The organism is Streptomyces sp. SX-6 (genome assembly GCF_059089585.1).
In genome coordinates, this window is the sequence record NZ_JBTHHU010000015.1 from 87,093 (window position 1) to 100,237 (window position 13,145).

At 70.3% G+C, this 13,145-nt stretch carries 11 protein-coding genes; 4 read left to right on the forward strand and 7 right to left on the reverse strand.

What is annotated here, in order from left to right:
• Positions 1-11: 11 nt before the first annotated feature.
• The 3 genes from ACV530_RS19845 (at position 12) to moeZ (ending at position 2,911) form a co-directional block, all read left to right on the forward strand.
• Positions 12-926, forward strand: coding sequence for an NAD-dependent epimerase/dehydratase family protein (locus tag ACV530_RS19845; protein WP_494333882.1), 915 nt, complete (start codon positions 12-14; stop codon positions 924-926).
• A complete protein-coding gene (locus tag ACV530_RS19850) occupies positions 914-1,669 on the forward strand; it encodes a spherulation-specific family 4 protein (RefSeq protein ID WP_494333883.1) in 756 nt (251 codons plus the stop codon). The genes ACV530_RS19845 and ACV530_RS19850 overlap by 13 nt, the downstream gene beginning before the upstream one ends.
• A gap of 63 nt (positions 1,670-1,732) precedes the next feature.
• The gene (gene moeZ, locus ACV530_RS19855; RefSeq protein ID WP_494333884.1) at positions 1,733-2,911 is read left to right on the forward strand and encodes an adenylyltransferase/sulfurtransferase MoeZ; all 1,179 of its coding nucleotides are present in this window, start codon (positions 1,733-1,735) and stop codon (positions 2,909-2,911) included.
• Between the two features lie 54 nt (positions 2,912-2,965).
• Here moeZ and ACV530_RS19860 read toward each other — a convergent pair whose 3' ends face one another.
• From ACV530_RS19860 to ACV530_RS19890, 7 genes are all read right to left on the reverse strand, one after another.
• The gene (locus tag ACV530_RS19860) at positions 2,966-4,531 is read right to left on the reverse strand and encodes an alpha/beta hydrolase (protein WP_494333885.1); all 1,566 of its coding nucleotides are present in this window, start codon (positions 4,529-4,531) and stop codon (positions 2,966-2,968) included.
• Positions 4,532-4,541: 10 nt separating this feature from the next.
• The gene (locus tag ACV530_RS19865) at positions 4,542-4,784 is read right to left on the reverse strand and encodes a hypothetical protein (RefSeq protein ID WP_494333886.1); all 243 of its coding nucleotides are present in this window, start codon (positions 4,782-4,784) and stop codon (positions 4,542-4,544) included.
• Positions 4,785-4,911: 127 nt separating this feature from the next.
• The gene (locus ACV530_RS19870) at positions 4,912-6,489 is read right to left on the reverse strand and encodes an alpha/beta hydrolase (RefSeq protein ID WP_494333887.1); all 1,578 of its coding nucleotides are present in this window, start codon (positions 6,487-6,489) and stop codon (positions 4,912-4,914) included.
• Between the two features lie 56 nt (positions 6,490-6,545).
• Complete coding sequence (locus ACV530_RS19875; protein WP_494333888.1) at positions 6,546-8,600, reverse strand: ABC transporter permease; 2,055 nt, start codon at positions 8,598-8,600, stop codon at positions 6,546-6,548.
• Positions 8,597-9,352, reverse strand: coding sequence for a molybdate ABC transporter substrate-binding protein (modA, locus tag ACV530_RS19880; RefSeq protein ID WP_494333889.1), 756 nt, complete (start codon positions 9,350-9,352; stop codon positions 8,597-8,599). The genes ACV530_RS19875 and modA overlap by 4 nt, the downstream gene beginning before the upstream one ends.
• Positions 9,352-9,753 (reverse strand): TOBE domain-containing protein, encoded by a 402-nt coding sequence (locus tag ACV530_RS19885; RefSeq protein ID WP_494333890.1) that lies wholly within the window; start codon positions 9,751-9,753, stop codon positions 9,352-9,354. Before ACV530_RS19885 ends, modA begins: the two co-directional genes overlap by 1 nt.
• A gap of 66 nt (positions 9,754-9,819) precedes the next feature.
• Positions 9,820-12,510, reverse strand: coding sequence for a lysylphosphatidylglycerol synthase transmembrane domain-containing protein (locus ACV530_RS19890; protein WP_494333955.1), 2,691 nt, complete (start codon positions 12,508-12,510; stop codon positions 9,820-9,822).
• 176 nt (positions 12,511-12,686) lie between these two features.
• Here ACV530_RS19890 and ACV530_RS19895 point away from each other — a divergent pair, with 176 nt between their 5' ends.
• Positions 12,687-13,031: an MGMT family protein gene (locus tag ACV530_RS19895; protein WP_494333891.1), complete on the forward strand. Its 345-nt coding sequence runs from the start codon at positions 12,687-12,689 to the stop codon at positions 13,029-13,031.
• Positions 13,032-13,145: the final 114 nt, after the last annotated feature.

A 13,145-nucleotide genomic window follows, 5' to 3' on the forward strand; every position in this document is an offset into this window, starting at 1 on the left:
GGACGCGACCGATGAGGGTCCTGTTGCTCGGAGCCAACGGCTACCTCGGCCGCTTCGTGGCCGACCGGCTGCTCGCCGACCCCGCCGTCCAGCTCACCGCCCTCGGCCGGGGCGACGACGCCGACGTCCGGTTCGACCTGGCCACCGGCAGCCCCGGCGCACTCACCCGGTTCCTCAACGCCGTCCACCCCGGCGTCGTCATCAACTGCGCGGGCGCGACCCGGGGCGGGGCGCGCGACCTGGCCCGGCACAACACCGTCGCCGTCGCCACCGTCTGCGAGTCGCTGCGCCGCAGCGGCTGCGGGGCGCGCCTCGTCCAGCTGGGGTGCTCCTCGGAGTACGGGCCCTCGCAGCCCGGCTCCTCCACGGCCGAGGACGCCGTGCCGCGCCCGGGCGGGCCGTACGGGGTGAGCAAGCTCGCCGCCACCGAGCTGGTGCTCGGCTCCGGCCTGGACGCCATCGTGCTGCGCGTGTTCTCGCCCGTCGGGCCCGGCACCCCCGCGGGCTCCCCGCTCGGCCGCCTCGCCGAGGCCATGCGGCGCGCGATGCAGAACGGCGACAGTGAGCTCAAGCTCACCGGCCTCGGCGTCCAGCGCGATTTCGTCGACGTCCGCGACATCGCCCGCGCCGTCCACGCCGCCTCGCTCTCCGCCGCCCAGGGCGCGGTCAACATCGGCACCGGCCGCGCGTTCCGGCTGCGCGAGGTCGCCGCCACCCTCGCCCGCGTCGCGGGGTTCGGGGGTGCCCTCCACGAACTCGACGACCCGCACCTGGGCACCACGCCCGCCTACCCCTACCCGGACGGCTGCGGCAGCTGGCAGCAGGCCGACGTGCGCACGGCGCGCGACCGGCTCGGCTGGCGGCCCCGGATCGCCCTGGAGGAGTCGCTGGCCGACATCTGGATGGAGGCCGCGTGTCGCATCTGACCTCGCCGGGCAGGCGCCGCCCGCCGCCCGCCGGGAGCGTCCCGCTGCGGATCGGCGTCCCCGGCTTCGGCCACCCCCTGCTGGCCCCCGTCGAATGGGGGCGGCTCTCCCGCGCGGGCCTGCCCCTGGACTGGGCGGTGCTGGGCGGCGCCTCCGCCGGTCCGGGCAGCCGCCCGGACCCGTACTGGTCGGCCGCCGTCGTCCCGCTGCGCACGGCGGGCGTACGCGTCCTCGGCCACCTGGACATGGCCTTCGGCGCGCGCCCCTTCGGCGAGCTCCTGTCGGACGCGCAGCGCTACCTCAACTGGTACAAGGCCGACGGCTTCGCGCTCGCCCGCTGCCCCATGGACACCGAGGCGCTGCCCGAGGTGCGGCGCCTGACGGGCGCGCTGCGCACGCTGCGCGAGCGCGCGTACCTCGTGCTGTGGCACGGCCGGCATCCGGTGCCCGGATACGCCTCCCTCGCCGACCAGTTGGTGACCTTCTCCGGCACATGGTCCCGCTACCGCTGGTCCCAGGCGCCGGAGTGGACCGCGGGCCATCCGCCCGGCCGGTTCTGCCATCTCGTGCACAGCGTCCCGCGCTCCCACCTGGACGACGCGCTGTCCCTCGCCCGCGCCCAGGGCGCGGGCACGGTCTATCTCACCGACCGCACCGATCACGACGGCGTGAACCCCTGGGAGTCCGTGCCCGGCTACTGGGACGATGTCGTCTCGCGCATCGGACCTGGTCTCTTGGAATGAGACGGGGCGTGGCAGTGTTACGGGGAGAACGACCGTACTGACATACCGACCTACGGAGTCCCCGTGTCGCTGCCACCCCTGGTCGAGCCGGCTGCCGAGCTCACCGTCGACGAGGTCCGCAGATACTCCCGCCACCTGATCATTCCCGACGTCGGGATGGACGGGCAGAAGCGGCTCAAGAACGCCAAGGTGCTCTGTGTCGGCGCGGGCGGCCTCGGCTCGCCCGCCCTGATGTACCTCGCCGCGGCCGGTGTGGGCACGCTGGGCATCGTCGAGTTCGACGAGGTCGACGAGTCCAACCTGCAGCGCCAGATCATCCACTCGCAGGCGGACATCGGCCGTTCCAAGGCCGAGTCCGCGCGGGACTCGGTGCTGGGCATCAACCCTTATGTGAACGTCGTTCTCCACCAGGAGCGCCTGGAGGCGGAGAACGTCATGGACATCTTCGCCCAGTACGACCTGATCGTCGACGGCACGGACAACTTCGCCACGCGGTATTTGGTGAACGATGCCTGCGTGCTGTTGGGCAAGCCCTATGTGTGGGGATCCATTTACCGGTTCGACGGCCAGGCATCGGTGTTCTGGAGCGAGCACGGTCCCTGCTACCGCTGCCTCTACCCGGAGCCCCCGCCGCCGGGCATGGTCCCCTCCTGCGCCGAGGGCGGCGTGCTCGGCGTGCTCTGCGCGTCGATCGGCTCGATCCAGGTCAACGAGGCCATCAAGCTGCTCGCGGGCATCGGCGAGCCGCTCGTCGGCCGGCTGATGATCTACGACGCCCTGGAGATGTCCTACCGGCAGGTCAAGATCCGCAAGGACCCGGACTGCGCGGTCTGCGGCGAGAACCCGACCGTCAAGGAGCTCATCGACTACGAGGCGTTCTGCGGCGTCGTGTCGGAGGAGGCCCAGGAGGCGGCGGCCGGTTCGACGATCACTCCGAAGCAGTTGAAGGAGTGGCTCGACGAGGGCCAGAACATCGACATCATCGATGTCCGCGAGCCGAACGAGTACGAGATCGTCTCGATCCCGGGTGCTCGTCTCGTGCCGAAGAACGAGTTCCTGATGGGCGGTGCCCTGCAGGACCTGCCGCAGGACAAGAAGATCGTCCTGCATTGCAAGACGGGTGTCCGCTCGGCGGAGGTGCTGGCCGTGCTGAAGTCCGCGGGCTTCGCGGACGCGGTGCACTTGGGCGGCGGCGTGATCGGGTGGGTCAACCAGATCGAGCCGGACAAGCCGGTGTACTGATGGCTGGTGCGGGCCGGTTTCGCCGGCCCGCACGGCCGTTACTCCGCTACTCCGCTACGAGCAGGTCGTGCCTGCTGACGGGACCGTGCCGTCCAGCAGGTACGTGTTGACCGTGCGCACCATGCAGGTGTTGCCGCTGTTGTACGCCCCGTGGCCCTCGCCCTTGTACGTGACCTCGACGCCCACCTTGTCGCCGAGTTGCCGTGCCATCTGGCTCGCGCCCTCGTAAGGGGTGGCCGGGTCACCGGTGTTGCCGACGACGAGGACCGGCGCGGAGCCCTTGGCGCTCACGTCCGGCGTGCGCCACTTGCCCTTGACCGGCCAGCCCGTGCAGTCGAGCAGCGACCAGGCCGCCGATTCCCCGAAGACGGGGGAGGCCGCGCGGAATTCCGGCAGGTGTGCCTGTACGTCCTGCACCGAGTAGCGCTGTTCGGCGTCCGTGCAGGTGATGGCCCGGTTGGCCGCCTGGAGGTTGCTGTAGCGGCCGTCGGGGCCGCGGCCCGCCATCGAGTCGTAGAGCAGCAGGAGGGTGTCGCCGGTGCCCTTGACCGTGGCCTCCTTCAGGCCGATCGTCAGGTACTTCCACGTGTCCTTGGAGTAGAGCGCGGACGCGATGCCGTTCACGGCCTCGTCCTGGTTGAGCACACGGCCCGCCTGCGAGGTCGGCAGGGGCTTCTTGGCGAGCTGCTGGAGGAGATCCGTGATGTCGCCCTGGGACGGGCATCCCAGGTCGCCGCTGTGCGCCGCGCAGTCCTTGAGGTAGTCGTCGAGGGCGAGCTGGAAGCCCTTGGTCTGGCCGAGGTTGCCCTGCACGGGGTCCTGGGTCGGGTCCACCACGGCGTCGAGGACGGACCGGCCGACGTGCTGGGGGTACAAGTGCGCGTAGACGCCGCCCAGTTCGGTGCCGTACGAGATGCCGAAGTAGTTCAGCTTGGCGTCGCCGAGCGCGGCCCGGATCAGGTCGAGGTCGCGGGCTGTGCTCGTCGTGTCGATGTAGGGGAGCAGCTTGCCCGCGTGCCGGTCGCAGCCGTCGATGAACTTCTTGTTGGCGGCCAGGGTTTCCTTCAGCTCGGCGTCCGTGCGGGGGGTTGTATTGACCTGTTCTGTATCGTCCATCTCCTTGTCGCTCAGGCATTGGACCCCTGCGCTCTCGCCCACGCCGCGGGGGTCGAAGCTCACGAGGTCGTAGCGCGAGCGCAGCTTGGCGTAGCTGCCGGCGAACTCCGGCAGGGACGCCACGCCGGAGCCGCCGGGGCCGCCGAAGTTGAACACCAGCGAGCCGATGCGGTGTGCCTGGTCCGTGGCCTTCGCCCGGATCAGCGCGAGCTCGATCTTCTCGCCGTCCGGCTTCGTGTGGTCCAGCGGGACGGGCAGCTTCGCGCACTGCCAGTCCTTGCCGGGCGCCTTGCCGCCGCCCTGGGCGGCGGTGGGAGCGGAACACGGCTGCCAGTCGATCCGGGTGCCGCCGCCGCTTGCCGCTTCCTGCCGGTCCTTGCCGTTGGCGTTCTTGTCCGTGTTGTCGTCGGCGCCGCTCCCGCCCCCGCCGCAGCCGGCGGCCATGAGAGCGAGCGCGAGCGCGGCGGACGCCAGTGGGAGGGTCCTTGGCCGTGAGGGACTCATGCCCTCGACTTTACGGAGGAATCCGCGTGGGCTCATGGCCCGAAGGGGCGTACTCATGGTTCGTGGGCAGGGCGCGCGGGGTCGGGACGGGTGAGCGCGCCGGTGTGTGGTCCGGCGCGTGCGTCGGCTCGTGCGCCGGGCCCGGTTCGGTCAGGGGGCCCGACTGCGTCTGCCACAGCGCTATGAGCGTCGCCAGCAGCGCGGCGACGGCCAGGGCGCCGGTGACCACCCGTGATCGGTTGGACGGAGGCATTTCCCGCCCCCCTTCGGCCTGTTGGCAGTACGTGGCAGTGTGTGGCAGTGCGTACGGGCGATCGTAGTGCGGGCCACTGACATTCGAGAGGGGGTGGGACGGTGGATGTGTTGCTGTGCTATGGGTGCTATGAGCACACCTTGTCGTGTCCCGGAACCGTACCGTTCAGGAGGTACGCGTCCACTGCGTTCTTCACGCAGTTGTTACCACTGTCGTACGCCCCATGGCCTTGGCCCCGGTACGTCATCTCCACACCCACCCCCGGACCCAGCGCCTGCGCCATCTTGTGCGCTCCCTCGTAAGGGGTGGCCGGGTCACCGGTGTTGCCGACCACGAGTATCGGCGCGGCGCCCCTCGCGCTCACATCGGGTGTCTGCCATTCGCCCTTTACGGGCCAACCGGTGCACTGGGTCAGGCCCCACGCCATGAAGTCCCCGAAGACGGGGGACGCCTTGCGGAACTCCGACAGCTTGGTGGTGATGTCGTCGATGCCGTAGCGCTGCGAGAAGTCCGCGCAGGTGATCGCCGTGAGCGACGCCTGCAGCGAGCTGTAATGGCCGTCCTGGCCGCGGCCGTTCATCGCGTCGCCGAGGGCGAGGAGGATCCGTCCGTCACCGTTCTCCGCGTCCTCCACGCCCTCGGTGAGGTAGTCCCAGAAGTCCTTCGAGTACAGCGACTGTGCGATGCCGCTGGTCGCGAGGGACTGGGTCAGTTCGCGTCCGTCGCCGCCGGAGACCGGCTTCTTGCTGAGACGGTCGAGAAGGGTGGTGATGTCGTGTTCTGTGGGGCAGTTGTCGTGGGTTTGGGGACATGACGTCATGTAGTTGTTCAGGGCCAGTTGGAAGCCGCTGGTCTGGGCCAGTGCGCTCTGGACCGGGTCTGTTGTGGGGTCCACCACTGCGTCGAAGAGGGCTCTGCCTACCTTGTCGGGGAACAAGTGGGCGTATACGCCGCCCAGTTCGGTTCCGTACGAGACCCCGAAGTAGTGCAGTTTGTCGTCGCCGAGCGCCTCGCGTATGAGGTCCATGTCGCGGGCCGCGTTGGCCGTGCCGACGTACGGGAGGACCTTCCCGGACTTCTTCTGGCAGCCTGCCGCGTATTTCTGTACGCGGGTGACCAGGTCGTTTTCCTCTGGTCTGGTGGTGGGGGTTGAGCCTGCCGCGTAGTACTCGTCGAGTTCCTTGTCGTCCAGGCATGTGACGCCGCTGCTGCGGCCCACGCCGCGGGGGTCGAAGCTCACGAGGTCGTAGCGTGTGCGCAGGTTCTTGTAGTCGTCCGAGAACGCGGGGAGGGTTGTCACGCCGGAGCCGCCGGGGCCGCCGAAGTTGAACACCAGCGAGCCGATGCGGTGCGCCTGGTCCGTGGCCTTCGCGCGTATCAGCGCGATGCCGATCGTGTCGCCGTCCGGGTGCGCGTAGTCCAGGGGCGCCTGGAGCGTTGCGCACTCCCAGTCGTTCCCCGGCTTCTTGGACGGTGCGCCCTCGCTGGTCGCCGGGGCCGGGCACGTGCTCCAGCTCAGCTTCTGGGCGTGCGGGTGCGGGGTGGACGACTGCTGGTCTGCCTGATGTTGTTCGGCGTTGCCGCCGCTTGTGCAGGCCGCCAGCGCGAGCAGTGTGGACGAGAGCAGGCACCCGGCCCGTAGGGATCTGGACACGGTGCGCTCCCGGGGTTCGGCGGAACTCGATGGAAGGGGGACGTCATCCATCCTCCGGGCGGGGGAGCGGGGAGCGCGCGCAGTGTGGTGCGTTCGGGTGAGGAGCGTCAGGTGGTGGTGAGGGTGACCTCTGTTGCCTTTACGCTCACCCAGACCTCTGTGCCCTCGGTCAGGCCCAGGTCGGCTGCCGCTTCCGGGGTGATCTCGGCGATGACGTCCGGCTGTGCGTCGACCAGGACGCGGAGGCGGCTGCCCTGGGCGGTGATCTCCCGGACCGTGCCGGGCCAGATGTTGCGGGGGCTGCTGGTGGTGGGGCGGTCTTTGTGGAGTGACACCGCTTCCGGGGCGACGATCGCCAGGGCTGTTGTCGCGGTGGGGGGCAGGGGGTCCGCGGAGGTGAGGGTCATGCCGTTGTCGAGGAGGACGGTGCGGTCCGTGGTGGTCTTGCCCTGCCAGGCGTTGCGGCCCAGCATGCGGGCCACCCAGGGAGAGCGGGGATGCTGTGTGAGGTCTGTCGGTGTTGTGTACTGGGTTGTTCGGCCGTTGTCGAGGACGAGGATTCTGTCCGCGAGGGATATGGCTTCCACCGGGTCGTGGGTGACCAGCAGGCAGACGCCCGGGAAGGCGGAGAGGTGCGTGCGCAGCGTCTGGCGTACGTGCGCTCGTGTCGTCTGGTCCAGCGCCGCCAGTGGTTCGTCCAGGAGGAGGAGCTTCGGCCGTGCGGCCAACGCGCGGGCCAGGGCCACGCGTTGGGCCTGGCCGCCGCTGAGTTGGCCGGGGTGGTGGTGGGTGAGGTCGCCTACGTCCAGGCGGTCCAGCCATTGCTGTGCTTCGGCGTAGGCGTCTTGTCTGCGTACGCCCTGGGCACGCAGTCCGTAGGCGGTGTTGGCCAGGGCGGTGAGGTGGGGGAAGAGGGCGTTGTCCTGCGGGACCCAGGCGATGCGGCGTTGGTGCGGGGGGAGTTGCGCGACGTCGGTGTCGCCGAGGAGGAGGGGGTGCGCGGTTGCGCGGGGGGTGAGGCCCAGGAGGGCGCGCAACAGGGTTGTCTTGCCCGCGCCGTTGGGGCCCACGACGGCGATGGTGGTGCCGGCGGGGGCGTCGAGGCCGGTGTTCGTCGCACCGTGGACGGTGGTGCGCAGGGGGTGCGGGGTGGGTCGGGGCCGGGGCGGGGCGGGCCCTTCTGGGACTGGATTATTTACGGGCCGGAGCCCGGCGTCCCCAAAGGGAACCCGGAACTTGGCCCGCAAATAACCCTTACGTCCCTGCCAGGGCCCGCCCCGCCCCGTCCCCTCCTGCCCGTCGGGCGTCATCCGCCGCAGTCGCCGAGGTTGGGAGCCACGGGTGGTGCGGGAGAGTCTCCCCAGGGGCGTGCCCCCCGACGGCTCCGGGCCGAGCCAACGGCCCCGCAAACCCAGCAGCACTGCCGCCGCAATCACCAACAACAGCAGCGAAACAGCCGTAGCCCCCTCAGGGTCGTCCTGCAGCAGCAGATACACCTGCAACGGCAACGTCTGTGTCTCCCCCGGCAAGTTGCCCGCGAACGTGATCGTCGCCCCGAACTCCCCGAGCGCCCGCGCCCAGCAGAGCGCCGCCCCCGCGGCCAGCCCCGGCGCGACCATCGGCACCGTGACCGTACGGAACACCCGTAGAGGTGAGGCCCCCAGCGACGCCGCCGTCTCCTCGAAGCGGGGCTGGAGCCCTGCGAGCGACCCCTCGAGGCTGATGACAAGGAACGGCATCGCCACGAACGTGGACGCGACCACCGCCCCCGCCGTCGAGAACGGCAGCGTCACCCCGAACTGCTCGAGCCATGGGCCGACGATTCCTCGTCGTCCGTACCCCTGCAGCAGTGCCACGCCCGCGACCGTCGGCGGCAGCACCATCGGCAGCATCACCAGGGACCGCACGAGTGCTTTGCCGCGGAACTCCACCCGGGCCAGCAGCCAGGCCAGCGGCACCCCGAGGCAGAGGCTCAGCAGGAGTGCCCAGGCTGATACCAGTAGTGAGAGCGTCAGTGCTTCCTTGACCTCGGGCGAGGTCAGCCGGGACGGCAGTGTGTCCCAGGGCGTACGCGCCAGCACGCCCGCCAGCGGCAGCAGGAGGAACACCACCGCCAACGTGGCAGGCACCCCGAGCGTCAGAGGGGTCCGGCAGGCTCTCACGGCTGCTGGAAGCCGGCCGTACGCAGCAGCTGCTGCGCCTCCGGCCCGGCGAGCCACTTCACGAACTCGTCCGCTTCTTTCGTGTGCTTCGAGTCCTTCAGCGTCGCGGCCGGGTAAGCGGCCAGCGCGTTCTGCGCGTCAGGGACATCCACTGTCCCGACCTTGCCCTTCGTCGCCATCGCATCGGTGACGTACACGATCCCCGCGTCCGCCTCGCCGAGGGAGACCTTGCTGAGCACCGCCCGGACGTTCGGCTCCTGCGAGACCGGCTTGACGGTGATGTGCTGGCGGTCGAGGACCTTCTTGCTGTAGCGGCCTACGGGGACCTCGGGGGCTGCGAGGACGACCTTGAGGTTGTTGTCCGCCAGGTCCGCAAGTCCCTTGATGTGCTTGGGGTTTCCCTCTGTTGTCGCGATGACCAGCCGGTTCTTCGCGATGGTTTCGGGGGTGTTTGTCTGGGACCGCAGGTCGTCCATGGTCTTGGTGTCCGCCGTGACCAGCGCGTCGGCCGGTATCCCCTGGCGTACCTGCGCGGCCAGTTCCTGCGAGCCCGCGAAGGAGAACTTCACCGTCGTGCCCGGGTGTGATTTCTCGTATGCCGAGCCTGCTTGGCGGAAGACGTCCGTGAGGGACGCCGCGGCCAGCACTTTGAGGGTGGTGGGGTCCTTGGCGTCGTCCTTCGACGATCCGCAGGCGGCCAGGGGCAGCAGCAGGGCGACGGCCAGGGCGGTACGGCGTGTGGTGCGGTGCATCAGTTCTCCTGCGCGCGGTCAATGTGCACGTTCGTGGCCTTGACGCGTGCCACGGCCTCCATGCCCACGGTCAGGCCGAGTTCCTCCACGGCCTCGCGGGTGAGGAGCGAGACCAGGCGATGCGGTCCTGCCTGGATCTCGACCTGGGCGGCGACGTCGCCGAGCTTCACGGCGGTGACGATGCCGGGGAACGCGTTGCGGGCGGTGGTGTAGGGATCTTCGGCCGCCGCGTTCTCCGCGGCGAGGGCCGCCGAGAATGCCGCGAGGTCAGTGCCGTCGATGATCCGTCTGCCGGACTCGTCACGTTGGGTAGGTATTCGTCCGGCGTCCGCCCAGCGGCGGACGGTGTCGGAGCTGACGCCGAGCAGACGGGCCGCCCGGCCGATGGTGTAGGACCGCATGCGCGGCACGTTATGGCGATGCCGGTCGCATCTGCAAGGTGGGGCGGTTGGTTCGGCTTGCTGTTGCTAGATCGCGCCCTTGCGGGTCAGGTGCGTGAAGGAGAACCAGCCGGGCAGCACCGGGAGCCAGAGGGTCATGAGGCGGAACAGCAGCACCGCGGGCGCCGCGATGTCCGCCGCGAGACCGGCGAAGGTCAGTGCACCGGTCATCGCGAACTCGACGGCTCCCACGCCGCCGGGTGTGGGCGCGGCCGAGCCGAGTGCGTTGGCGGTCAGGAAGACCACCGCGATGCTCGCGTAGCTCAGCTCACCGCCGAAGGCGCGGATCGAGGCGTCGAGGCACATGACGTTCGCCGCGGTCAGCAGGAGCATGCCGCCGATGCCGGAGAGCAGCTTCTGGGGCCGCTGGAGCACGTCCAGCATGCGGGGGACCACGCCGGCGAAGAGGGAACGGACGCGGGTGGAGACGAACTTGCGGAGCACCGGGATCGCGGCCACGACGAGGACCAGGACCGCTGCTGTCAGCAGTCCGCCGATCACCGTGCGGGAGGGGCCCAGCGAGGAGCTGCGTTCGGTGCCGGTCACATAGCCGAACGACAGCAGGAGGAGGACGTGGCAGGCCAGGCCGAAGAGCTGTGACGCGCCCACGCTCGCCACGGCCAGGCCGGGGCGTACTCCCGCGCGCTGGAGGAAGCGGGTGTTGAGCGCCACGCCGCCCACCGCGGCCGGGGCGACAAGCTTGACGAACGAGCCCGCCACCTGGGCCAGGATCGTGCGTCCGAACCCCACTTTTTCCGGCACGAAGCCCAGCAGGCTCATCGTGGCGGCGACATAGGTGAGTACCTGGAAGGCCACCGCCACTGCCACCCAGATCCAGTTGGCCCGGTCGACGAGGTCGCCGAACTGGATGTGTGCGAGCTGGGTGAGGAGGAAGTACGCGGCGAACGCGCCGGCGACGAAGCTGACCAGGGTGCGCGGCTTGATGCGCTCCAGGCGTACGGGCTCTATCGGCGCCTGGGGGCGGATGAGCAGGACCTGGCGGCGGATGCGGGCCAGGAGGTCTTCCTCGCGGGCCTCTTCGAGCGCTTCGTCGACGGCCTTCTTCTCCGCCTGGCGTTCGGCCTTGAGCGCCTTGCGGTCGCTGCTCGTGTCCGCGGCCCGGGCTTCTTTGGCCAGGCGCGCGTTCTCCAGCACCCGCTCGCGCTCCCGCTCGGCCCGGTCGCGGGCGAGCCGGCGCAGTGTCGCGCGGCTGACGCGGGTGAGGGCGAGGGGCTGGAGGAGCGGGAGGCTGTCCGCGATGGCGTCCGGGCCCAGGACGTCGACGCCCGTGGTCACCGCGCGCTCGGCGCCGACCCGCAGGCCGAGGGTGACCAGGAGCTGGGCCACGTCCATGCGCAGCACCAGGTCGCCGGCCGCGATCTCGCCGCCGCGCAGGTCGGTGAGCACCACATTGCCGGAACGATCCACCAGGAGGGCGTCGCCGTCGAGCCTGCGATGGGCGATGCGACGGGACTGGAGGGCCTGTACTTGTTGCCAGGCGCTGGTCATCAGCTCGTCGGTGATCTCCTCGTCGGGGATGCCGTCGAGCGACCGGCCGCTGATGTGCTCGTACACCAGCATCACCGCGTCCGGGCCGAGCTCGGAGGTGGCGATGAGCTTGGGGGCGTTGGCGCCCGCGGCGATGGCCGCGTAGGCGAGCAGCGCCTCCTGCTCCAGGGCCTGGCGCAGGGACTGGAGGCTGCGGCGCTGGGTGATGCCGCGCAGCGCGAGGCGCTGCCAGAGCCGGTAGAAGAAGCCCTGCGCCTGTTGTTCGCGGTCGACCACCGTGACGTCGAGGGGCGCGCCTTCTTCCAGGGTGACGATGTAGCGGCGGCCCCGGTCGTGGTGGATGAACTCCGCGGGGTCCTCGGTGCGCAGGGCGGTGACGGGCGAGAAGCCGACGCGGCGCAGTCCGGCGAGCAGGTGCTGGCCGGTGGGGCGCACGTTCGGCGAGCCGACGGCGTAGAGCGTGCCGTAGGCGACGGTCCAGCCGATGAGCACGGTGATGACGATCGAGAACGGTGTCGTGTAGCCGTTGACGAGCACTGCGAAGGCGTCGAGCAGGAGTACTGCCCACATGACCACTCGCCAGCGCGGGCGTCGCTGCATGCCGACGGCGGTCATATAGGCGATCACGGGGGCGAGATAGCCGTGCACCGGGTCGGTGACGCCGCCGCCGGGGATGCGCCGGATGAGCGCGTCGTGGATCGTGTCGGGGGCGGACTTCGCGACCCATAGATCGGTGGCGAGGGAGACCCCGTGGGCGAGGACGGCGGCGAGGACCCCGTCGGCGATGCGCAGCCCGTCGCGCTTGATCAGCCGCTCGACGGCGAACGCCACGGGCACGATGAAGATCGCCACGTTGGCGGTGAGGCCCGCCAGGCTCGACAGCAGCTGGGGCGCCTGGCCGGTGCTCTCGTGGACGTCCTTGGTCAGGCCCGTGGTCGTCTCGTGCGCGAAGGCCACCACCGCGAGCACCAGAGCGATGCCGAGGATGCCCAGGAAGAGGCGCACCAGGTCGGCGGGGCGGTGGACGCGGGCCGGAAGCAGCGGCTCGTCGCCGGAGACCTTGTCGATGTGGAACTCGCCGTCCTCGTTGTCACAGGGATACGGGTCGCCCGTCGACCGGCCGGTCTGGGTGGGCAGCGCCCCGCGGGCGCGGTCCTCCGCGCCCTGCGGTTCGTCCGTTTCGTCCTGGTCTTCTCGTTCTTGTATCACCGTCACCGCCCGGAAGATGGTGGCATGGCCCGGCCGGGCAAGGGGGTATCAGGGTGCACTTCAGGGGCGCGGACCTTGGATCGTACGCCCTGTAGTGCGGCGGCGCACTCTGGGTGATCTTGTGGAACATCGGGCTCCGGGTGCCGGCGGGAATGCGGTGCGAGGCCTGCGGCAGTATGGACCGGATGAGCGAGGATGCGCTGCCCGACTATGCCGAACGGGTGCTGGCCGTCGCCGAACGGATTCCGCCGGGCCGGGTGATGACCTACGGCGACGTCGCCGAATGGCTCGGCGAGGGAGGGCCGCGCCAGGTGGGCCGGGTCATGGCGCTCTACGGCGGCGCGGTGCCGTGGTGGCGGGTCGTCCGCGCGGACGGCGTGCTGCTGCCCGGCCATGAGCGGCGCGCTCTCGAGCACTACCGCGTCGAGGGCACCCCGCTGCGGGAGGCCGAGGGGCGTGCGCCGCGGATCGCGATGGCCCGGGCGCGCTGGGACGGCGTGACGCCTTACCCGAACGGGTGAGGTGACGCCGCCCGTACGGTGACTCCCGGGACGCCCTGCACCCCACCGGCATCCTGGCGTACCGTCGGGGGTCGTTTCCCCTGCCGACGGCAGTACCTTCCACCAGGACCGGCG

Excerpts from the sequence above, each read along its gene's own strand:
- ACV530_RS19845 (WP_494333882.1), top strand. The coding sequence starts at position 12 with ATGAGGGTCCTGTTGCTCGGAGCCAACGGCTACCTCGGCCGCTTCGTG.
- ACV530_RS19860 (WP_494333885.1), bottom strand. The coding sequence starts at position 4,531 with ATGAGTCCCTCACGGCCAAGGACCCTCCCACTGGCGTCCGCCGCGCTC.
- ACV530_RS19865 (WP_494333886.1), bottom strand. The coding sequence starts at position 4,784 with ATGCCTCCGTCCAACCGATCACGGGTGGTCACCGGCGCCCTGGCCGTC.
- ACV530_RS19870 (WP_494333887.1), bottom strand. The coding sequence starts at position 6,489 with ATGGATGACGTCCCCCTTCCATCGAGTTCCGCCGAACCCCGGGAGCGC.
- modA (WP_494333889.1), bottom strand. The coding sequence starts at position 9,352 with ATGCACCGCACCACACGCCGTACCGCCCTGGCCGTCGCCCTGCTGCTG.
- ACV530_RS19885 (WP_494333890.1), bottom strand. The coding sequence starts at position 9,753 with ATGCGGTCCTACACCATCGGCCGGGCGGCCCGTCTGCTCGGCGTCAGC.
- ACV530_RS19895 (WP_494333891.1), top strand. The coding sequence starts at position 12,687 with ATGGACCGGATGAGCGAGGATGCGCTGCCCGACTATGCCGAACGGGTG.